Consider the following 21,826-nt stretch of genomic DNA (forward strand, 5'->3'; position numbering starts at 1 on the left):
AACGTGACCAGCACGGCAGGTAGTTAATTTCATTAGTTCAGAATCCAGGTCGCCGTCGCGGTATTACGACAGGCTTTGCTGTCGCCTCCGACGTCAACGCACACTTGTTTAGTTTTTCGCGGACGCGGACGGTCATTGCGTAACGTGTCATCATAACGATAACTTTCTACGCCCGCCTTCAGCGGCACGTAACCGGTTAACATGCCATCCGGCTTATCAGCAATGGCCAGCCAGTGGTTCTCAACGCTGCCAAGAACCTCAAAAGACTTTCCCGCCTCCAGGTAACGAACAACCTTGCCGCCGTAATCGGGTTGGGTCATCACCGACGCCTTGTACAGGGCGCGCCAGGTTTGATTTATGGGCGTAAAGGTTGTTGGTGCCGCCACGGCATGACGGTGTACCAGTTTCACACCGTTCACATCACTGGTGACCAGGGTGTCATCATTCACCGCAGGCGGTGGCGTTTTACAGCCGGACAATAAAAGTCCCGCTAACAGGATAAACGCTAAATTTTTTTTCACCTTTTTCCTCACGATATTATCAATATACCTGCATGTTGTTTATCAGAACACGGCTGTTCACCTTCACTGGGGAGGAAGCGCAGTCGGGTAGGTAAGCCGTTAAGATAATGCGGTAAATGACATTTATCCTGTACAGCGCTCAGTCTACCTAAGACTTTTGAGAATTCAAACCATTGCACCCAATGATATAGCATGGTAAAGCGCGTTCATCACCTTCTTATCACACCGCGTTGTCGCGTCGGTTTCACCTTGCCGCGCACAGGGAAAAGCAGACATGCCGAGGCCAGCCAGACACGTCGGGCTGGATAGTGGCACAGTCAGATGACAGGCAAAAAAAAGCCTAAGCGCCAATAACAATTTAACAGCACGCATTGCCTGGACTGCGATCCTGGCGGTCATTGTTCAGGCACCCTCATCCTTATGGCCCTGCGATCGGAAGCGGCACGGCTTTTGCTTGACTCTTTTTTTGCATTCAGAGGGTTGAGCAATGGATGACGCACTGAGCTGGTTGCAGGCCTCACGGCAAAGCGATATTGCCAGTCTGGAGCGACTTCGGCAGACCGGTAAATTAATTACTACGGTCAGCGAGCTGGTTCATCAGTTGCAGCGCGAACGGGGGGCCAGCAACCTGTGGATCTGTTCGCAAGGGCGGCTGTATGGCGAGGAGCGCAGTGCAAGTGAGCAGGATGTCAGCCGGAGCCAGCTTGCGTTCAGCCGGGCATTACCCAGAGCGGAGGCTCAACCCGGATACAGCCGCTTTTGCAACCTGATCGCGACAGCGTTACAGGCACTGGCAGACTTGCCGGTTCTGCGCCAGAAGATCGCCCGTCAGGACGTCACACATGCGCAGGCGATGGCGGCGTTCAATGCGATTATTCGTAGCCTGCTTAATCTGGTGTTTGAAGCGGCCGACACCGCCAGCCATCCGGAAATTACCCGGGCACTTATCGCCCTGTTCAGCTTTATGCAGGGCAAAGAGCTGACGGGACAGGAGCGGGCCCAGGGCGCGGCCGGATTTGCGGCCGGGGAGTTTACGGCCGAACAGCGCAGCACGATGGTGGCGCTTATTGAGGCGCAGGAACAGAGCTTTAATACCTTTCAGCAGTTTGCCGATGAGACCGTGCTGCTCAACTGGCAGCCGCTGGCGCAGCCCAGCCGGGAAATTGAGCGGCTGAGGCGCATCGCCTGTACCGACGGCAGGCGCGACGACAGCGGGGCCCTGCACTGGTTCTCGCTGCTATCTGAGCGCATCGATCAAATGAAGTCGCTGGAGGACCAACTGTCTGCTGTGCTGATGGCGCACTGCCGGGACGCTATCGCCCTGGCGCAGCATCAGGCTGGCGCGCCCCTGAGCGTGGCGCCGTCAGGCTGTGACTTCACGCTCTATGTGTCTGGCGCAGACTGGCTGGCTACCCGGCCCACCGCGCTTAACAGCGAAGGCCTCGCCCCACAGCTGGGGCGATCGTTACTGTCGCTGATTGGTGAGCAGTCTCAGCATCTGCAGCGCCAGGCCAATGAGCTGGCCGCCATGCGCGCCACGCTCGAAGAGCGCAAGCTGCTCGATCAGGCTAAAAACTGGCTGATGCAGCAGCATGGCCTGAGCGAAGAAAAGGCCTGGCAGACGCTGCGCAAAAGCGCGATGGATCAAAACAAACGGCTGCCGGAAATCGCCCAGGCGATCGTGACGGTCGCGGCCACAGTGAAGCGCTAACCCGAAAGGGTTAGCTGCACAACGCTTGTGCGTGACCTGCGTCACCAACGTGCAAAAACGATTAAAAATCCGCCACCTCTCGCCGCGCAGGGCAGACGTGACGGCAAATAATTCTGGCACGCGGTTTGCTTTACCTTAAAGAGTGTACGTATTTGCTTTGCCAACGGCGGTAGAGCGAGTGCTTTGGATAAAGGCGTCCGTCCCCTTGCGAGAGCAGTGGGGAGGACGCCTTTTTTTATTTCTTCAGGGTGGTAAAGATGAGCAAATCGCCAGTTTCACTCTCTCGTCGTCAACTGCTGTTATCCGGCGCCGCCGTCGGTGGACTCTGGCTGCTGCCGGGATTGCGCAACGCGGTATGGGCGGCAGGTTCCGACGCGCCAGAAAAACCGACCGTGCGCGTCGGCTTTATTCCACTGACCGACTGCGCGCCGGTGGTTATGGCCTCGGTAAAGGGGTTTGACAAGAAATACGGCCTGACGCTGCAGGCCAGCAAAGAAGCGAGTTGGGCGGCGGTACGCGATAAACTCACCTCGGGTGAACTGGATGCAGCACACGTACTTTACAGCCTGATCTATGGCCTTCAACTGGGCGTCGCCGGTCCTCAGCACGATATGGCGAACCTGATGACGTTAAACAACAACGGTCAGGCCATCTCACTGTCAAACCAGCTCAAGGCGCAGAAGGTGACCGATGGCGCCAGCCTGAAAAAGGCTATCGACAGCCAGGCGAAGGGCAGCATGACCTTCGCGCATACCTTTCCGACCAGCACCCATGCCATGTGGCTCTATTACTGGCTGGCTAACGCTGGTATCAACCCGTTTGAGGACGTGCGCACCGTCGTGGTTCCGCCACCGCAAATGGTGATGAATATGAAGATTGGTAACATGAGCGGCTTCTGCGTGGGAGAGCCGTGGAACCAGCGGGCGATCAGCGACAATATTGGTTTCACCGCCGCCACCAGCCAGCAGATTTGGCCGGATCATCCGGAAAAAATTCTGGGCACCCGCGCAGAGTGGGTCAAAGACAACCCGAATACGGCCCGCGCGCTCACGTCTGCGGTGCTGGAAGCCGCGCGCTGGATCGATGCGTCAGACGATAACCGACGTGAAACGGCGCAGGTACTGTCCGGACGCGCCTGGATCAACACCAAACCCGAGACGCTGGAAGGGCGCATGCTGGGCCAGTACGAAAACGGACTGGGTCAAAAATGGCAGGATCCCCATGCGATGCGTTTCTTTCACGACGGCAGCGTCAGCTTCCCTTATCTCTCCGATGGCATGTGGTTCCTGACCCAGCTTAAGCGTTGGGGCATGCTCAACAGCGATCCCGATTATCTGGCAGTCGCCAGGCAGATTAACCGTATTGATATCTACAAACAGGCTGCCAGCGCGGTCGGCAACGTCACGCTGCCCGGCAGCGACATGCGCAGCAGCACTTTACTGGACGGCAAAGTATGGGATGGCACCGATCCCGCCGCCTATGCCGCCAGCTTCGCGATCAAACGTTAAGAGAGGCCCTGATGAAAACCCAGACTCGTCCACTGGCGCAGCCGGTCAATACGCCCACTCAGGCAACGGTGGTTTCCCTCCAGGTTACGCCTAAAAAAGTGCGCCCGCCTGCGCGCCTGCGTCCGCTGCTACAGCGCTGTATTCCGGCGCTGTGCGGTGTCCTGCTCCTGCTTCTGGTATGGCAGATCGCGGCGCTGTACAGCCAGGGCTTTCCGGGGCCTTACGCGACCTGGGCGGCGGCGAAAGTCCTGTTTGCCGATCCGTTTTACAACAACGGCCCTAACGATCAGGGCATTGGCTGGAACGTCCTGGCCTCGCTGCAGCGCGTGGCCATCGGGTTCGGTCTGGCGGCGCTGGTGGGCATTCCCGCCGGTTTTCTGTTGGGGCGTTTCACCTTTGTGGCGCGCATGTTCAATCCCATTATCGCCTTGCTGCGTCCGGTCAGTCCGCTGGCCTGGTTACCTATCGGTCTGCTGCTGTTCCAGCGGGCGGAACCGGCCTCTAGCTGGACCATTTTTATCTGTTCGATCTGGCCGATGATCATCAACACCGCAGAAGGCGTACAGCGCATCCCGCAGGATTACCTCAACGTGGCGCGCGTGCTGCAGCTCTCTGAATGGACCATTATGCGCCGCATCCTGTTTCCCGCCGTGCTGCCTGCCGTCCTCACCGGGGTGCGCCTCTCGATTGGCATCGCCTGGCTGGTGATTGTCGCGGCGGAGATGCTGACGGGCGGTCTGGGCATTGGCTTCTGGATCTGGAACGAATGGAACAACCTGAACGTTGAAAACATCCTGATTGCCATTCTGCTGATTGGTGTAGTCGGCCTGCTGCTTGAGCAGGGACTGATGCTGCTGGCGCGTCGTTTTAGCTGGGATAAATAAGGGGAACATCATGCAACCTATCATTCGCGTACAACAGGTCAGCCAGCGCTTTACCACCTCGGGCGGCGATTTTCTGGCGCTGGACAACGTCAGTTTCGATATTCATCAGGGCGAAACCCTGAGTCTGATCGGTCACTCCGGCTGCGGTAAATCCACGCTGCTTAACCTGATTGCCGGCCTGACCCGACCCACCAGCGGCGTGCTGCTGTGCGATAACCGCGAGGTCACCGGTCCCGGCCCTGAGCGGGCGGTGGTGTTTCAAAACCACTCTCTGCTGCCGTGGCTGACGGCGTTTCAGAATGTCGAACTGGCGGTGCAGCAGGTTTTTAAAGGCAAGATGAACAAGGCGGAGATGCACGACTGGATCGAGCACAACCTCAACCGGGTGCAAATGAGCCATGCCCTGCACAAGCGTCCCGGCGAGATCTCTGGTGGGATGAAGCAGCGCGTCGGCATCGCCCGCGCCCTGGCAATGAAGCCGCGCGTTTTACTGCTCGACGAGCCGTTCGGCGCGCTGGATGCGTTAACCCGCGCGCACCTGCAGGACAGCGTGATGCGTATTCAGCAGGAGTTAAATACCACCATTGTGCTGATCACCCACGACGTGGATGAGGCCGTGCTGCTTTCTGATCGGGTCCTGATGATGACCAACGGCCCCGCCGCCCAGGTGGGGGACATACTTACCGTCGATTTACCCCGACCGCGTTCGCGCGTGGCGCTGGCTGAGGATGCGCGCTATCACCAGCTGCGCCAAAAAGTGCTGCATTTTCTCTACGAAAAACAGACCTCGGCGGCGTAAGGAAAACACCATGAGACAACGGCTGCTGGTGGTCGGTAACGGGATGGCGGGCATGCACACCGTGGAAACGCTGTTGCAGCTGGCGCCGGAGCGTTACGACATTACGGTCATTGGCCGTGAACCACACGGTAACTACAACCGCGTGCTGTTGTCGCCGCTGCTGGCTGGCGAAAAAACCGTGGAGCAAATCCAGATTCACGATCGTGACTGGTACGCGCGCCAGGGCATCACCTTGCTGGCCGGGGAAACGGCTGAGCAGATCGACGTGGCGGCGCGCACGTTGCGCACCTGCCAGCGCCTGCTGCACTGGGATCGTCTGATTCTGGCGACCGGATCGCAACCGCGCATGCCGCAGGTGGCAGGCATCGATCTGCCGCACGTAACGGCTTTCCGCACGCTGGAGGATGTGGATTTACTGCTGGCCGGTAGCGGGCCGGTCGTGGTCGCCGGCGGCGGTTTTCTGGGCATTGAGGCCGCGGCAGCCCTTCAGGCGCAAGGGCGCGATGTCACGCTGGTACATCGTCAGTCGCGCTTACTGGACCGGCAACTGGACGCCATGGCAGGGGAATTACTGCTTGCCCAGCTCAGCGCACGCGGTATCCGCTGTGAACTGAATTGCAGCGTCGCAGAAATCGGCCCGCAGTCACTGACTCTCAACGATGGCCGAAAGCTGGCGGCGGCGCAGGTCGTTATCGCAACGGGCGTGCAGCCAGACATCGCCCTGGCCCAGGCCTCAGGCATTCCCTGTCAGCGCGGCGTTCTGGTAGATCGGCAGTTACGCACCGCCCATGCCGGGATTTATGCGGTCGGCGAATGCTGTGAAATCAGCGGAGAAACCTTTGGCCTGGTTGCGCCTTGCCTGGCGCAGGCGGCGGTGCTGGCCGCCCAGCTGGCGGGATGTCCTCAGGCTGATTTCTTCAGTGAAGCTACCGGCACGCGTCTTAAGGTGAGCGGGATCGCGCTGTTCAGCGCGGGTGATATCCGTGAAGCCCCTTCCGTCACCAGTTTCGATCCGCTTTCCGGTCACTATCGACGTCTTTTTCTCAAACAGGGGCGGCTCAACGGTGTGCTGCTGTATGGCGACTGCCAGCAGGGTGCCGCGTTGCTGAACCAACTGCATAACGCCAGGCAGGTTTCTGTCAATACGCTGTTTGGCCTTGATGAACCTGAAACGCAGCCGCAGGCTGCAGGAAACCCCGTGATGAATCACTCTAAACCTGTATTAGCCGTCGTGGGTCACGGCATGGTCAGCCACCATTTTCTGGAACAGCTGGTAGCGCGTGATCTGCATCAGCAGTATCACGTCGTGGTGTACGGCGAAGAGCGCCATCCGGCCTACGATCGCGTGCACCTGTCTGAGTACTTCACCGGCAAAGAGGCCGCGCAGCTCTCGCTGGTTGGTGAGGACTTTTTTGCCCAACACGGCATTGAACTGCGCAGCGGCTGTCGGGTGGAGGCGATCGATCGTCAGCAGCGTAGCCTGCGCGACAGCGACGGCAGAGCACTGTGCTGGGATAAACTGGTGCTGGCGACCGGTTCGCGCGCGTTTGTGCCTCCGGTGCCGGGACATGAGGGCGAACGCTGCTTTGTGTACCGCACGCTGGACGATCTGGATGCGATCGCCGCCTGTGCCGGTAAAAGCCAGCGCGGCGTGGTCATCGGCGGTGGTCTGTTGGGGCTGGAAGCCGCCAATGCGCTGAAGCAGTTGGGGTTGGAAACCCACGTCGTTGAGTTTGCGCCGCGCCTGATGGCCGTGCAACTGGACGAGGGCGGCGCGCTGATGCTGCGGCAGAAAATTGATTCACTGGGCGTGACGGTTCACACCTCCAGGCAGACTGAACAGATTGCGACCCAGCCAGATGGAAGCCTGGTGCTGCACTTTGCCGATGGTGGCGAACTGGCCACCGATCTGGTGCTGTTCTCTGCGGGCATCCGGCCGCGTGACGAGCTGGCCCGCACCGCCGATATCAGCGTTGGCCCACGCGGCGGCATTACGATCAATGACGTCTGCCAGACCAGCGATGACGATATCTACGCTATCGGCGAATGTGCCCTGTGGAACGGACAAATTTTTGGCCTGGTGGCGCCGGGCTATCAGATGGCGCGCGTGCTGGCCGGGCATCTGGCCGCCGAGCCAGCCCGGTTCAGCGGGGCCGATATGAGCACCAAACTGAAGCTGCTGGGCGTGGAAGTGGCCTCTTTTGGTGATGCGCACGCGAAAACGGCAGGCAGCCTGAGCTACTACTGGGCCGATGGTCCGAAAGGCATTTATAAGAAAATTGTGGTCAGCGCTGACGGTAAGCGGTTGCTGGGCGGCGTGCTGGTCGGTGACAGCAGCGACTATGCCACGCTGCTGCAGATGATGTTAAACGCGATGCCGCTGCCGGAGGCGCCGGAAGGGCTGATTCTGCCTGCGCTGCAGGGTGCGCCAGCCAAAGGTCTGGGCGTTGCTATGCTGCCCGACAGCGCCCAGATCTGCTCCTGCCACAACGTCAGCAAAGGCGATATCTGCCAGGCGGTGCAGAGTGGCTGTGGCGATATGGCCAGCATTAAAAGCTGCACCAAAGCCGCGACGGGCTGTGGCGGCTGCTCGGCACTGGTAAAACAGGTGATGGAGTTCCAGCTGGAAGACCTGGGCGTTGAGGTGAAAAAAGACATCTGCGAACATTTTGCCTATTCACGCCAGGCGCTCTACCACCTGATTCGCATCCATGAAATCAAAACTTTTGATGACCTGCTGGCGCGCCACGGGCGCGGCTGCGGCTGCGAGATTTGTAAACCGCTGGTCGGTTCTCTGCTGGCCTCGTGCTGGAATGACTATTTGCTGAAACCGGCCCATCTGCCGCTTCAGGATACCAACGATCGCTACTTTGCCAATATCCAGAAAGACGGCACCTATTCCGTCGTGCCGCGCGTGCCGGGCGGGGAGATCACGCCGCAGGGGCTGATCGCCATTGGCGAAGTGGCAGCACGTTACGATCTCTACACCAAGATTACCGGCGGTCAGCGCATCGACCTGTTTGGCGCACGGCTGGATCAACTGCCTGAGATCTGGGAAACCCTGCTGGCAGCAGGCTTTGAAACCGGCCATGCCTACGGAAAGTCGCTGCGTACGGTGAAATCCTGTGTGGGCTCGACCTGGTGTCGCTACGGCGTGCAGGATTCCACCGCCTTCGCCATCGATCTGGAGAATCGCTACAAAGGCCTGCGCGCGCCGCACAAAATCAAAATGGCCGTCTCGGGTTGTACCCGCGAATGTGCGGAAGCGCAGAGCAAAGATATCGGGGTGATCGCCACAGAAAAGGGCTGGAACCTGTACGTGTGCGGCAATGGCGGCATGAAACCGCGCCATGCCGAGCTGTTTGCCAGCGATCTGGATGATGAAACCCTGATCCGCTATGTCGATCGCATTCTGATGTTCTACGTGCGCACGGCGGAGCGCTTACAGCGCACCAGCGTCTGGATGGATAACATGGAAGGCGGCCTGGATTACCTGCGCGACGTCGTGATCAATGACAGCCTCGGTATTGCCGCAGTGCTGGAGCAGGAAATGCAGCAGGTTGTGGAAACGTATCAGTGTGAATGGCAGACCACGCTGGCAGAGCCATCGCGCCGGGCGCTGTTTACCGCCACCGTGAACAGCGATCAGCCGGATGAAACGCTGCACTATGCGCGCGTACGCGGTCAGCGTCAGCCGCACGCCGCCAGCAGTATTCCGCTGATGCACCTGCCCGCCGAAACCTGGAGCGAAGTCTGTTCGCTGGATGCCATTCCGGCCGAAGCGGGGATCGGTGCGCGCCTCGGCAGCGTGCGCATTGCGCTGTTCCGTTTCGGCGACGACTGTTATGCACTGGAAGATCGCGAGCCGGGCAGCGACGCCAGCGTGCTGTCGCGGGGCATTCTCGGCGATGTGGCCGGTGAACCCGTCGTTATTTCACCGCTCTACAAACAGCGCGTGCGCCTGCGCGACGGCCAAAGTCTGGATGATCCGCAGCATCAGCTGCGCTGCTGGCCGGTGAAGCTGGAGGATGGCCAGGTCTGGGTCGCTAACCGTCCGATTAACCTGATGGCGCAGGCATCATGAAAACGACCTGTGCCTATTGCGGCGTGGGCTGTGGCGTCGAGGTGACCCTGCAACACAGCGAATCTGCACAGGTGAATGGCGATCCGCTGCATCCGGCCAACGGCGGGCGACTGTGCGTTAAAGGGGCCGCGCTGGGGGAAACACTGACCCGGACGGGACGCCTGCTGCATCCCTGTATTCATCAACAGCAGGTCAGCATGGCGGCGGCGCTGGATGCCGCCGCTGACGGGCTTCGAAAGATTATCGCAGAGCACGGCCCTGAGGCCGTGGCCTTTTATGGCTCAGGCCAGTTGCTCACGGAGGATTACTACGTAGCCAACAAGCTGATGAAAGGCTTTCTTGGCGTCGCCAATATCGATACCAACTCGCGCCTCTGCATGGCTTCAGCGGTGGTGGGCTATAAGCGGGCGCTCGGGGCGGATGCGGTACCCTGCTGCTATGAGGATCTGGAGCAGGCGGATCTGATTGTGATGGTCGGCTCCAACGCGGCCTGGGCCCATCCGGTCATCTTTCAGCGACTCAGACAGGCGAAACAGCAGCGGCCGGAGATGCAGGTGGTGGTGATCGATCCGCGCCGCACCGCCAGCTGTGATATCGCCGATCTCCACCTGGCGGTGCGGCCGGGCAGCGATCCGGCTCTGTTTTCAGGCCTGCTGCGCTGGCTGGCCCAGAATCAGGGCATTGAGGCGACAATGCTGCCGCACCTGGACGGCGTTGAAGCCACCCTGCAGGCAGCCAGCCAGTGGGGAATAGCTGAAGTTGCGGAACACTGCGATCTCAGCGATGCGCAGGTGGTGGCCTTTTATCAGCTGTTTGCCCAGCGTGATCGGGTCCTGACCTTGTGGTGCATGGGCATCAACCAGTCACAGAGCGGCAGTGATAACAATAATGCGATAATTAATGCGCATCTTCTCAGCGGAAAAATAGGCCGTCCCGGCTGTGGGCCGTTTTCACTCACCGGCCAGCCCAATGCCATGGGCGGACGTGAAGTGGGCGGCTTAGCCAACCAGCTGGCGGCACACATGAGCTTTAACGAAGCGGACTGCGATCGTTTACAGCGTTTCTGGCACAGCCCGACCATTGCCCGCCAGCCCGGACTAACCGCCGTGGCGCTGTTTGACGCCATCGATCGGGGAGAGGTTAAAGCCGTCTGGATCATGGGCACCAATCCGGCTGTGTCAATGCCGGAAGGCAATCGCGTGGCCCGGGCGCTGGCCAACTGTCCGCTGGTGATCGTCTCCGACGTGCTGGCGCACACGGATACCACAGCCTTTGCCCATATTCTGCTCCCCGCCCAGGGCTGGGGCGAAAAAAACGGCACCGTGACCAATTCTGAACGCCGTATTTCCCGTCAGCGTGCGTTTGTTGCGCCCGCCGGGGAAGCCAAACCCGACTGGTGGCTGCTGGCGCAGGTGGCGCAGCGGCTGGGGTTCGGTCAGGCATTTAACTGGACCCATCCGGCGGCGATCTTCCGCGAGCATGCGGCGCTGTCCGGCTTTGAGAACGCGGGCGAACGCGCTTTTGATATCAGCGGCCTGGCACAGCTCAGCGATGCCGAGTGGGATGCGCTGACGCCTGTTCAGTGGCCCGTCAATGCCCGTCACCCACAAGGCTGTGCCCGGCTGTTCAGCGACCGGCGTTTTTATCATCCGGATGGCAAGGCACGGCTGCTGCCACCGGCCACGCCGCCGCCTTTAGAGCGCAGTGCCCGTTATCCCTTACTGATGAACAGCGGGCGCGTACGCGATCAGTGGCACACCATGACGCGCACCGGCCTGGTGCCTCGCCTGATGCAGCACTGTGACGAGCCTTTTGCCGCCTTGCATCCGGAAGAGGCGCGCCGTTATGGCCTGTTTGCCGGCGCGCTGGCGCGCGTACAGTCTGAATGGGGATGGATGGTGGTGCGCGTGACGCTGGACAGCGGTCTGCGGCGCGGCGAGCTGTTTGTGCCGATGCACTGGAACCGTCAGTTCAGCCTGCAGGGTAACGTCGGGGGTTTAGTGGCCGCGACCCGCTGCCCGGTTTCGGCTCAGCCCGCCTTTAAACAGACAGCGGTGCGAATTCAGTTATTACAACCCCGCTGGCAGGGCTGGCTCTGGCAGAGAAACAGTGCGCCACCGGCCGGGCTGCGTTACTGGGCGCGCACCCCGCATGAGGGCGCGCATCGCTTTGCGCTGGCCGGAGAGGACCAGCCGCAGCGCTGGCTGGCGTCTCAGTTCAGCGTTGAAGGATTGCAACTGCAAACCGCCAGCGATGGCGGCCACAGCTATCGACTCCTGGCATGGCGGGACGGTGAACTGCAGCTGGCCTTTTATGCTGACCAGCGTTTACCTGAAATCCAGCACGACAGGGTCGCTCAGGCCTTTCGTCAGGCACCGGCGGACGCCGCTGAACGCCACGCGCTGCTGGCAGGCCAGGCGGCGCAGGCCCCGGCGACCGGACGCATTATCTGTAGCTGCTATGGCGTGGGCGAACAAACGATTCTTGATGCTATTCGTCAGGGCTGCCACAGCACCCAGGCACTGGGCAAAGCGCTCAGATGTGGCACCAACTGTGGCTCCTGCCTGCCGGAGCTAAAACACCTTCTGCTTTCCGTCTCTGTCCCGGAGGAATTATGACGCTGGCTATTCACACCTTAGATAAACTGCTGGCGCCCGAAAACGCGTCCCGCCCCGGCCGCGTCTGGTTAGTGGGCGCCGGGCCGGGCGATGTCGACCTGCTGACGATAAAAGCGCTGCGTTTACTGCACGGCGCTGAAGTGGTGGTTTACGATCGCCTGGTGAGTGAGGCGGTCATGGCGGAAGTGCCGGACAGCGCGCTCTGCATCGACGTGGGTAAACGGCCCGGTCACCACGGCCTGAAACAGGCGCAGATCAATCAACTGCTGGTGGATCTGGCGCTCAGCGGGCGCAACGTCGTGCGCCTGAAAGGCGGCGATCCCTTTATCTTTGGTCGCGGTGGCGAAGAGATGGTGAGCCTGCAGCAGGCTGACATTGTCTGTGAGGTCGTGCCCGGCATTACGGCTGCCGTCGGCTGTGCCGCCGCAAGCGGGATTCCGCTGACGCACCGGGATTGCGCCCAGTCCCTGCGCTTTATTACCGGACACGGGCGCAGCGGTGAGCCTCAGTTGGATGCCGCCGCGCTGGCAGCCAGTAATCAGACGCTGGTGTTTTACATGGGGCTGAGCTGGAGCAGCGTCATTAGCAGCCGTCTGCGTGAGTATGGCCGCAGGGAGGATACGCCGGTCGCCATTATCGAAAACGGCACGCGCCAGGATCAGCGGGTGTTAGTGACCACGCTGGCAGGGCTGCCAGAGACGATCGCGCAGCATAAACCGGTGTCGCCGTCGTTGCTGATCGTCGGAGACGTGGTTCGCTACTATCGAGCCGACCTGCTTGTCAGGCTGGGCGCAGAGGCGGCCATTTGCCAGGCGTGATAATCATGTCGCCAAGGCCACGCGTTAACATCAGGGGGCGCGGCGAGCGGGTAAGGGCGCAACCAGCACCTTAACGCCTAATGCCTCAAACGCAGAGATGTGCGCCTGGCTGATCCCGCTGTCGGTAATCAGGTAGTGGATGTGGCTCCAGTCGCAGGGCAGCGCAAACATCGAGACCTTATCAATCTTGCTGGAGTCGGCCACGACGTAGACGGTGCTGGCGGATTTGATCATCGCCATTTTTACTTTGATGTCGGTTTCGCTCGGAAAGCTCAGGCCGAGCCGTGGCGAGATACAGGCGGTGGCGAGAAACAGTTTTTCTGACAGCACGTTTTCAAAGAAGCTGGCGGCCTTGTCTCCGGACGTTGAAAGCGTCGGAAATTTAAAGGTCCCGCCCGTCAGCAGCACATTGATCCCGGGCTCGCCACCCAACTTCAGGGCGATATTCACGGCGGTGGTCACTACCGATAAACGCCGGATGTGGCTGATGGCATCCGCGATAGCCGTGGTGGTGGTGCCAGAATCGAAAATCACCGTATCACCGTTTTCGATATGCTGGGCAGCCAGGCGCCCAATCGCGTCTTTTTCTTCCATGTGGGTCTGACGTTCCAGCTGCAGCAGGCCGGTATTCTGTTTGCCGGTCATCAGGGTCGCGCCGCCGTGGTAGCGCTGCACGAAACCCTGTTTTTGCAACATCCGCAGGTCGGTTCGCAGCGTGGCCTCGGTTAGCCCAAACGTTTTCGTCAGCGCTTTCACCGTCACCGTCCCGTCCTCCCGAATCATCTCCAGGATCTTGTCACGACGCTGCTGCATTTCAGCTAGCTGCTCAGTCTTGCTTTTCAATCGAAACGCTCCCTCTTTTAATCGCATCGGGCTTATAGCGATAACGCGTTGTCGCAGAGTTTAACCCGCAGATTTCGCCTTTGCGAGTCAGCATGAAAAGATGTTTATTTTCGTTCGAAAGTCAATATGCGCCATGCTTTATCCCTTTCGCCTTCGCGACAGCAGCACAATCCATATTACTCAGGCAGTTTGCAACCGGGATCACGCGCTTTGAAGCGAATCACGCCGCCAGGCACGCAGTGTTGTGAAATTTGATCTTAGCCACATTAACCATCAATTCGATAGCTTATATTTTTGTTCGAAAATGAATGCGGCAAATAAAATACCAGAGAGGACAGTCGGATGAGCGGTGAATATGACGTTAACCTGCGCTATGGCGTAGACACCACAATGAATCTGAGCGGCAAAGTGGCCGTGGTGACGGGCGGGCTGGGCGGTATTGCCATGGCCAGTAATCAGATGCTGCTGGAGAAAGGGGCGAGCCTGGCGCTGCTTTATCCGCCCTTTGAAGCGGATAAGGTCGACAGTGCGCGCGCAGCCCTGGCCGGACAGGTGCAGTTTATTTGCTGCGATGTAACCGATCCTGCCGACGTTGAGCAGGCGTTCGACGCCATTGTTGATCACTACGGTCATATCGACATTCTGGTGAACTGTGCCGGCTACGTGATGCTTCAGCCCGTGCTGGAAACCGATTTTGCCGAGTGGCAAAAGCAGATCGCCGTGAACCTGACCGGGCCTTTTCTGTGCTCACAGGCTGCGGGCAAGCAGATGGTCAAGGCGGGCAACGGCGGCAAGATCATCAATATCGCCTCTCAGGCGGCGTCCATCGCTATCGACAACCACGTCGCTTATACCTCCGCCAAAGCCGGGTTACTGGGCATGACCAAAGTGATGGCGAAAGAGTTTGCTCCGCACCGCATTAACGTGAACACCCTGTCGCCCACTGTGGTGCTGACCCCGATGGGGGAAAAAGCCTGGCGCGGTGAGAAGGGCACCGAAATGAAAAAACTGATCCCGTTAGGCCGCTTTGCCTACACCGACGAGATCGCCGCCGCCGTGCTGTTTTTTGCCAGCAACGGCAGCGACATGATTACCGGGGCCGACCTGATGATCGACGGTGGCTTTACCATCTGGTAAGGCCACCGCCAGGCTTCGTTTTCCTCTGCCAACACCCTAATAGCGAGACACACCATGAAAAAAACGACGTTGCTCTGCACCACGCTTGCGGCCTGTTTGTTTTCTCACACCGCGCTGGCGGTTGAGAAAGGCACCATTATGATTTTGGTTAACTCACTGGATAACCCTTATTACGCCTCGGAGGCCAAGGGCGCCAACGTGAAAGCTCAGGCGCTGGGCTACAAAACCTCGGTGCTCTCTCACGGTGAAGACGTTAAGAAGCAGAACGAGCTGATTGATGCGGCTATCGGCAAAAAAGTGCAGGGCATTATCCTGGACAACGCGGATTCCACGGCCAGCGTGGCGGCCATCCAAAAAGCCAAACAGGCCGGTATTCCGGTGGTGCTGATCAACCGTGAAATTCCGGTAGATGACGTGGCGCTGGAACAGATTACCCACAATAACTTCCAGGCGGGCTCTGATGTGGCCAACGTGTTTGTTGAGAAAATGGGAGAAAAAGGGAAATACGCCGAGCTGACCTGCAACCTCGCCGACAATAACTGCGTCACCCGTTCGAAATCCTTCCATCAGGTGCTGGAACAGTATCCGGATATGCAAAGCGTCGCGCGTCAGGATGCCAAAGGCACGCTGATCGACGGCAAGCGCATCATGGACAGTATTCTGCAGGCTCACCCGGATGTAAAAGGCGTTATCTGTGGTAACGGCCCGGTGGCGTTAGGCGCCATTGCCGCCCTGAAAGCAGCCGGACGCAATGATGTCGTGGTCGTCGGCATTGATGGCAGTAACGATGAACGCGATGCGGTGCAGGCCGGAACGTTAAAAGCCACCGTGATGCTCCAGGCGCAGGCCATTGCCGCTCAGGGCGTAACCGATCTTGATAATTACATTCAGAAAGGCGTGAAGCCTGAGAAGCAGCGCGTGATGTTTCGCGGCATTTTGATCACGCCGGACAATGCAAAAAACGTACAGGACTTTAACTACAAGTCGTAATCCATTGTTGTCGCGCCCGTACTGACGGGCGCCAGGGAGAATGTCATGTACAACCGACTCTGGCTGATACCGATCGTGATGGCACTGGGTAGCTGTCGTATTGTGTCGCAGCAGGAACTGGCCGACCTCAAGAATCCCCCGAATCCTCACATGGCCAATATCGGGCAACTCTGGCAGCAGAAGCTGGTGCCACAGATCGTGGCGCAGGCAAAGCCGTTGGGCGAGCTCACTCAGCGCCTGCAGTCAGAGAAGGATCTGGACAGCGCCTGTCGCGCCCTGGGCTACCGGGCGCAGAGCGAGAATCCCTGCATATTCAGCGTCAGCGTGAGTGGGGAAGTCACGGCGCTGGATACAACCTCACGCAACGGCAAAATGAAAGTTAAAGCAGCATCAGGTGACACTGTCACTATTCAGATCGGGCCCATCATTCGTGGGACGGCGCTGCGGGATGCTTACAAAGGGGCCAGCTATCAGGATTTTAACGATCAGGTGATGTTTAGCGACTTTGGTAAAGCCATCAATCAGCAGGCGGTCACCATGATACATAACGCCGCCGTAAAACCGGGCGACCGGGTTGACGTGGTCGGCGTTTTTAGCAGCTGGGACATTCCCCACGCGCTACCCGATATTACGCCCGCCCAGATCACGCGTCAGTGAGGAGGTGATCATGCATGTTACTGAACAGCAAGACGACGTCATTATTGAGACGCGCGGCCTGTCGCGGGTTTATCCCGGCGTGACCGCCCTGGATCAGGTTAACTACCGGGTTTATCGCAACAAGGTCAATGTGCTCATCGGGGAAAACGGTGCCGGCAAATCCACCATGATGAAGATGCTGGCCGGGGTGGAATCCCCATCGTCAGGCGAGATTCTGCTGGATGGCAAACCTGTGACGCTTCACTCCACCCAACAGGCCGAAAAATTGGGCATCAGCATTATCTTTCAGGAGCTGAACCTGTTCCCGAATATGAACGTGATGGACAACATCTTTATCGCCAATGAGTTCTTCCAGCGCGGCGTCATCAACGAAAAGTATCAGTATCAGCTGGCCAAAGCACTGCTGGAACGGCTGGAACTGGACGTCGATCCCTATGCTGCGCTGGATGCGCTGGGCATTGGTCATCAACAGCTGGTCGAGATCGCCCGCGCGCTGTCGAAGGATACGCGCGTGCTGATTATGGATGAACCGACCAGCGCCCTGAGTCAGTCGGAAGTTAAAGTGCTGTTCAACGTCATTAAACAGCTCAAGCGACGCGGCGTCACCATTATCTATATCTCCCATCGGCTGGAAGAGCTAATGGAGATCGGCGACCACATTACGGTTTTCCGGGACGGGCGTTTCATCGCCGCGCGTGAGGTGCGCGACGTCAGCGTGCCCTGGATCATTGAACAAATGGTTGGCGACAAGAAAAAGCACTTCGACTATCAACCCGCGCCGCAGGGGGAGACGGTGCTGCAGGTGGCGGGGCTCACCGCACTGCATCAGAACGGTGGCTACCGGCTCAATGCGGTGAGTTTCAGCCTGCGCAAAGGCGAAGTGATTGGTATTTATGGCCTGCTGGGCGCCGGACGAACAGAGCTGTTTAAGGGATTAACCGGGTTACTGCCTTGTCAGCGTGGGGAGATTCAGTTAGGTGGACAGCGGCTGGACAACTGCAGTTTCCAGCAGCGACTGAAGCGCGGCATCACGCTGGTGCCGGAGGATCGTAAAGGTGAAGGCGTGATCGAGCTGATGTCGATTAGCGCCAATATGACCTTGTCGAATCTCAGCCTGCGCGGCTTTCGCCGGGCGCTGGGCATCGTGCACCCTGACAAAGAACGGCAGCGTGTCAATGAAATGATTCAGCACCTGGTGATTAAAGTCAGCGACAGCGAGTTGCCTATCAGCGCGTTAAGCGGCGGCAATCAGCAGAAGGTGGTGCTGGGAAAAGCGCTGATGACCGGACCTGCGGTGGTGTTGCTGGATGAGCCCACCCGCGGCATTGATGTCGGGGCCAAAACCGATGTGTATCACCTGATTGGCAAACTGGCGCAGCAGGGGCTGGCGGTGATGTTTTCGTCGTCCGAACTGGATGAGGTCATGGCGCTCGCCGATCGGATTCTGGTCATGGCCGATGGCCGTATTACTGCCGATTTGCCCCGTGCCGCTGCCACGCGCGAAAAACTGATTAGTGCATCCACCCCGCAAGCCTGAGGTTGCCGGAGAATAAGATGAATCAAAAATATCTGCTGTACATGTACTTACTCAAGGCGCGTACCTTTATTGCGCTGCTGATCGTGGTCGGCTTTTTTAGCGTGATGGTGCCTAATTTCCTGACGCCGTCGAACATGCTGATTATGACCCAGCACGTGGCGATTACCGGGCTGCTGGCCATCGGCATGACCCTGGTGATCCTGACCGGAGGTATCGATCTGTCTGTCGGTGCCGTCGCCGGGATCTGCGGCATGGTGGCGGGCGCGTTACTGACGTCGGGCGTGCCGCTGTGGAATGGCGCGCGACTGTTTCTTAATGTGCCGGAGGTGATCCTCACGGTCGCGCTGTTTGGCACGCTGGTGGGCATCGTCAACGGCACGATAATTACTCGCCTCGGCGTTGCCCCTTTTATCTGTACGCTGGGCATGATGTATGTGGCCCGTGGCGCAGCGCTGCTGTTTAACGATGGCGCCACCTACGCCAATCTGGTTGGCATGCCCGCGCTGGGCAATACCGGTTTCGCACTGCTGGGTTCCGGCACCGTACTGGGGGTTTTTATTCCCATCTGGCTGATGATCGGCTTTTTACTCCTTGGCCTGTACCTGACACGGAAAACGCCGCTTGGGCGCTATATCTATGCCACCGGCGGCAATGAGTCGGCGGCGCGGCTGGCGGGGGTGCCCATCATCAAAGTCAAAGTGTTTGTTTACGCTTTTTCCGGGCTGTGTGCCGGATTAGTCGGGCTGGTGGTGGCTTCTCAGCTGCAGACCGCGCACCCCATGACAGGCAACATGTTTGAGATGGATGCCATCGGTGCCACGGTGCTGGGTGGCACGGCGCTGGCAGGCGGCCGTGGCCGCGTGTCGGGCTCCATTATCGGTGCCTTCGTGATTGTTTTCCTGGCCGATGGCATGGTGATGATGGGCGTCAGTGATTTCTGGCAGATGGTGATCAAGGGCGTGGTGATTGTCACCGCCGTGGTGATTGACCAGTTCCAGCAGCGTTTACAAAGCAAAGTGATACTACTGCGCCGCCATGATAAGCAGCCGCCGGCGGTGCCCCATGCTGACATTCGTCATGGATAACAGGAGAACACAATGAACCGGGATTTTAGTGGGAAAACGGTCGTCATCACCGGCGCCTGTCGCGGTATCGGCGCAGGCATTGCCGCCAGGTTTGCCCAAGACGGCGCAAACCTGGTGATGGTATCCAATTCTGAACGTGTTTTTGCTACGGCGGACAGCCTGCGGCCCATCGCCAACGCGATTCTGGCCCTGCAGGCGGATGTAACCGATGAGAACGACGTGCAGCAGGTGTATCAGCAGGCATTTGAGCGCTTTGGCCGCATTGACGTTTCGGTTCAGAACGCGGGCATTATCACGATTGATACCTTCGGGAATATGCCCAAAAGCGATTTCGAACGGGTGCTGGCGGTGAACACCACGGGCGTCTGGCTGTGCTGTCGTGAAGCCGCTAAATACATGGTGCAGCAAAACGGCGGCAGCCTGATTAACACGTCTTCAGGGCAGGGGCGTAAAGGATTTATCTACACGCCGCACTATGCTGCCAGCAAAATGGGCGTCATTGGCATTACGCAAAGTCTGGCGCTGGAGCTGGCCCGCTGGAATATCACGGTTAATGCGTTTTGCCCTGGCATCATCGAAAGCGAAATGTGGGATTACAACGATCGCGTCTGGGGCGAAATTCTGAGCACGCAACAAAAAACCTATGGTAAAGGCGAGCTGATGGCGGAATGGGTAGAGAACATTCCCCTTAAACGGGCCGGGCAGCCACAGGACGTTGCCGGGCTGGTCGCCTTTCTGGCATCGGATGATGCGCGCTACATTACCGGACAAACCGTTAATGTTGATGGAGGGCTAATTTTTTCCTGAAACAAGCGGGTTGTCTGGCCGCGACATGCGGCCAGGTGGCTCGCAGATGCACAAATATCGAGTTAAGTCATGAATCTGGGTCACATTATGCTAAAATAATTAGCGCTGGTTTTATCATTCTCATTGAGAAACCACCTGATGATTTTTATGCCCGGACGTAATGATTTGATGTTTAGACCTGTGACTTTCTCTCTCGCTGCTCTTACAGCGCTTCTGGCGCTGCCCGCCGGTGCGCTGCAAACGGATCATCAGGTGTCGGAAACCCCTTTTAGCGATCCCACGCGTTTTCGCCAGTCACTGGACGATCTTCCTTCTCTTGGCAACGTCGAAGATAACCATGACTGGAGTAAAAAGCTGGCGAAGGCGGCCAAAAGTATTGCGGAAGCCAATGAAAGTAGCAGTGATCTGACCCTGGGCGAGCAGGCCGGGCAGTGGGCTTTTGACCGACTGCGCGACGAAGTGGCGACGCGGGTTGAGAGTGAAGGGCAGTCTTTACTGTCGCCTTATGGCAACGCCGAGTTCAACTTAAACGTGGACATGGCCGGCAACTTTGACGGCACCGGCGGCAATCTGTTCAGCCCGCTGGCTGATGAGAATCGCTACCTTACGTTCAGTCAGCTTGGGCTGCACGACTCTGTTGAAGGCGTGGTAGGTAATGCCGGGCTGGGTCAGCGCTGGGACGCAGGCAACTGGCTGTTGGGTTACAACAGTTTTATCGATCGTAGCTTTCGCACTGGACTTCAGCGCGCCTCGGTGGGCACTGAGGCCTGGAGCAACAATCTGCGCTTTTCTGCTAACTACTATCATCCCTTGTCGGGATGGCGTAATCGTGGTGACAGCCAGCAGTCCCGCATGGCCGAAGGTTACGACATCACCACCCAAAGCTATTTGCCGTTCTATCGTCAGCTGGGCGTATCATTCAGCTATCAGCAATATCTGGGGGAAAAGGTTGACCTGTTTAACAGCGGCAACCGTTACCATAACCCGGCGGCGCTCTCGCTGGGGCTGTCTTATACGCCCGTGCCGCTGGTGACCATTTCGGCCAGCCATAAAACCAGCAGTGCCGGAGAGAGCCAGGATCAGCTTGGCCTTAAACTCAATTACCGCTTTGGGGTCGCGCTGAGCAAGCAGCTGGATGCCAATAACGTCGCGGAAGCGCGCTCCTTACGGGGCAGCCGCTACGACACGGTGACGCGCAGCCAAAACCCGGTGATGGCCTACAGGCAGCGTAAAACGCTGTCTGTATTCCTGGCGACGCCGCCGTGGCAGCTTAATCCCGGTGAGAGCGTACCGCTCAAGCTGCAACTGCGCGCCAGTCATAGCATTAAGGCGCTGAGCTGGCAGGGCGATACTCATGCACTGAGCCTGACATCACCGCCGAACAATAATGCCATTGATGGCTGGAGCGTGATCGTTCCCCCATGGGACAGCACGCCGGGCGCCAGCAATGAGTACCGTCTGTCGGTCACGGTGGAAGACAGTAAACAGCAGCGCGTCACTTCAAACTGGATCACCCTGAAAGTGCAAGCGCCATTGTCGATGGATGAGCCCGCGGTTGAGGGTGCTGTCCAGATGCCCTCGTCCAGTAACAGCCTGAGTTTTAGCGAATAAGCAAGGTTACAGAGCGAGAGAGAGAGTATGTTGTCGTGCGGGTAAGTGCCTGCGATCTTTTAAAAATGGCGGTTAATGGGTGGCCTTGCTTCTTGCTGCCAGCCTGGATGCACAGACGTATTCACCTTCTCGGGTCAGACTCGAGGCGACATTTTGTGTCTTTTACCGATCCCGTTCGGGATTGTGGCGATATCTTCAGACGGAAGTGCACGCGCT

16 protein-coding genes are annotated in these 21,826 nt (G+C 58.6%); 14 read left to right on the top strand and 2 right to left on the bottom strand.

All coding sequences use genetic code 11. The annotated features are described in order from the left end of the window. Positions 1-32: 32 nt before the first annotated feature. On the bottom strand, positions 33-521 hold the full coding sequence (locus tag EL29_RS05860; protein ID WP_022622497.1) for an SH3 domain-containing protein: 489 nt from the start codon (positions 519-521) through the stop codon (positions 33-35). A 487-nt stretch (positions 522-1,008) separates the two neighbouring features. Between EL29_RS05860 and EL29_RS05865 the strand changes: the two genes are divergently transcribed. From EL29_RS05865 to cobA, 7 genes are all read left to right on the top strand, one after another. After that, positions 1,009-2,232: a nitrate regulatory protein gene (locus tag EL29_RS05865; RefSeq protein WP_014593566.1), complete on the top strand. Its 1,224-nt coding sequence runs from the start codon at positions 1,009-1,011 to the stop codon at positions 2,230-2,232. Between the two features lie 257 nt (positions 2,233-2,489). Beyond that, complete coding sequence (locus tag EL29_RS05870; protein WP_022622495.1) at positions 2,490-3,740, top strand: CmpA/NrtA family ABC transporter substrate-binding protein; 1,251 nt, start codon at positions 2,490-2,492, stop codon at positions 3,738-3,740. An 11-nt stretch (positions 3,741-3,751) separates the two neighbouring features. Continuing rightward, a complete protein-coding gene (gene ntrB, locus EL29_RS05875; RefSeq protein ID WP_014605988.1) occupies positions 3,752-4,624 on the top strand; it encodes a nitrate ABC transporter permease in 873 nt (290 codons plus the stop codon). A gap of 10 nt (positions 4,625-4,634) precedes the next feature. Beyond that, positions 4,635-5,423, top strand: a complete 789-nt coding sequence (locus tag EL29_RS05880; protein ID WP_013025543.1) for an ABC transporter ATP-binding protein — start codon at positions 4,635-4,637, stop codon at positions 5,421-5,423. 10 nt (positions 5,424-5,433) lie between these two features. Further along, positions 5,434-9,507 carry a nitrite reductase large subunit NirB gene (nirB, locus tag EL29_RS05885; protein WP_080695275.1) on the top strand — a complete coding sequence of 1,358 codons (4,074 nt, stop codon included), beginning with the start codon at positions 5,434-5,436 and terminating at the stop codon, positions 9,505-9,507. After that, a complete protein-coding gene (locus EL29_RS05890) occupies positions 9,504-12,125 on the top strand; it encodes a nitrate reductase (RefSeq protein WP_028715063.1) in 2,622 nt (873 codons plus the stop codon). The genes nirB and EL29_RS05890 overlap by 4 nt, the downstream gene beginning before the upstream one ends. After that, positions 12,122-12,943: a uroporphyrinogen-III C-methyltransferase gene (gene cobA, locus EL29_RS05895; protein WP_028715064.1), complete on the top strand. Its 822-nt coding sequence runs from the start codon at positions 12,122-12,124 to the stop codon at positions 12,941-12,943. Before EL29_RS05890 ends, cobA begins: the two co-directional genes overlap by 4 nt. Positions 12,944-12,973: 30 nt before the next feature. Here the strand turns inward: cobA and EL29_RS05900 are convergent, their stop codons facing one another. Next, on the bottom strand, positions 12,974-13,786 hold the full coding sequence (locus EL29_RS05900) for a DeoR/GlpR family DNA-binding transcription regulator (RefSeq protein WP_013025547.1): 813 nt from the start codon (positions 13,784-13,786) through the stop codon (positions 12,974-12,976). A gap of 342 nt (positions 13,787-14,128) precedes the next feature. Here EL29_RS05900 and EL29_RS05905 point away from each other — a divergent pair, with 342 nt between their 5' ends. The 7 genes from EL29_RS05905 to EL29_RS05935 all read left to right on the top strand — a co-directional run bounded on the left by EL29_RS05905 (position 14,129) and on the right by EL29_RS05935 (position 21,610). Further along, positions 14,129-14,923, top strand: a complete 795-nt coding sequence (locus EL29_RS05905) for a GolD/DthD family dehydrogenase (RefSeq protein WP_013025548.1) — start codon at positions 14,129-14,131, stop codon at positions 14,921-14,923. 54 nt (positions 14,924-14,977) lie between these two features. Then, positions 14,978-15,913: a D-ribose ABC transporter substrate-binding protein gene (locus EL29_RS05910; RefSeq protein ID WP_014593574.1), complete on the top strand. Its 936-nt coding sequence runs from the start codon at positions 14,978-14,980 to the stop codon at positions 15,911-15,913. A 45-nt stretch (positions 15,914-15,958) separates the two neighbouring features. Further along, positions 15,959-16,570, top strand: coding sequence for a DUF2291 family protein (locus EL29_RS05915; protein ID WP_013025550.1), 612 nt, complete (start codon positions 15,959-15,961; stop codon positions 16,568-16,570). Between the two features lie 10 nt (positions 16,571-16,580). Further along, a complete protein-coding gene (locus tag EL29_RS05920) occupies positions 16,581-18,107 on the top strand; it encodes a sugar ABC transporter ATP-binding protein (protein ID WP_028715065.1) in 1,527 nt (508 codons plus the stop codon). A gap of 17 nt (positions 18,108-18,124) precedes the next feature. After that, a complete protein-coding gene (locus tag EL29_RS05925) occupies positions 18,125-19,192 on the top strand; it encodes an ABC transporter permease (RefSeq protein WP_014593577.1) in 1,068 nt (355 codons plus the stop codon). A 12-nt stretch (positions 19,193-19,204) separates the two neighbouring features. Further along, complete coding sequence (locus EL29_RS05930; RefSeq protein ID WP_013025553.1) at positions 19,205-19,999, top strand: glucose 1-dehydrogenase; 795 nt, start codon at positions 19,205-19,207, stop codon at positions 19,997-19,999. A gap of 138 nt (positions 20,000-20,137) precedes the next feature. Continuing rightward, positions 20,138-21,610, top strand: a complete 1,473-nt coding sequence (locus tag EL29_RS05935) for a YchO/YchP family invasin (protein WP_028715066.1) — start codon at positions 20,138-20,140, stop codon at positions 21,608-21,610. Positions 21,611-21,826 lie beyond the last annotated feature (216 nt).

The sequence above is a fragment of the Pantoea ananatis LMG 2665 genome (genome assembly GCF_000710035.2).
GTDB classification, from domain to species: Bacteria; Pseudomonadota; Gammaproteobacteria; order Enterobacterales; family Enterobacteriaceae; genus Pantoea; species Pantoea ananatis.

Coding starts and splice junctions, on each gene's coding strand:
- EL29_RS05865 (WP_014593566.1), top strand. CDS start 1,009: ATGGATGACGCACTGAGCTGGTTGCAGGCCTCACGGCAAAGCGATATT.
- EL29_RS05870 (WP_022622495.1), top strand. CDS start 2,490: ATGAGCAAATCGCCAGTTTCACTCTCTCGTCGTCAACTGCTGTTATCC.
- ntrB (WP_014605988.1), top strand. CDS start 3,752: ATGAAAACCCAGACTCGTCCACTGGCGCAGCCGGTCAATACGCCCACT.
- EL29_RS05880 (WP_013025543.1), top strand. CDS start 4,635: ATGCAACCTATCATTCGCGTACAACAGGTCAGCCAGCGCTTTACCACC.
- nirB (WP_080695275.1), top strand. CDS start 5,434: ATGAGACAACGGCTGCTGGTGGTCGGTAACGGGATGGCGGGCATGCAC.
- EL29_RS05890 (WP_028715063.1), top strand. CDS start 9,504: ATGAAAACGACCTGTGCCTATTGCGGCGTGGGCTGTGGCGTCGAGGTG.
- cobA (WP_028715064.1), top strand. CDS start 12,122: ATGACGCTGGCTATTCACACCTTAGATAAACTGCTGGCGCCCGAAAAC.
- EL29_RS05905 (WP_013025548.1), top strand. CDS start 14,129: ATGAGCGGTGAATATGACGTTAACCTGCGCTATGGCGTAGACACCACA.
- EL29_RS05910 (WP_014593574.1), top strand. CDS start 14,978: ATGAAAAAAACGACGTTGCTCTGCACCACGCTTGCGGCCTGTTTGTTT.
- EL29_RS05915 (WP_013025550.1), top strand. CDS start 15,959: ATGTACAACCGACTCTGGCTGATACCGATCGTGATGGCACTGGGTAGC.
- EL29_RS05920 (WP_028715065.1), top strand. CDS start 16,581: ATGCATGTTACTGAACAGCAAGACGACGTCATTATTGAGACGCGCGGC.
- EL29_RS05925 (WP_014593577.1), top strand. CDS start 18,125: ATGAATCAAAAATATCTGCTGTACATGTACTTACTCAAGGCGCGTACC.
- EL29_RS05930 (WP_013025553.1), top strand. CDS start 19,205: ATGAACCGGGATTTTAGTGGGAAAACGGTCGTCATCACCGGCGCCTGT.
- EL29_RS05935 (WP_028715066.1), top strand. CDS start 20,138: ATGATTTTTATGCCCGGACGTAATGATTTGATGTTTAGACCTGTGACT.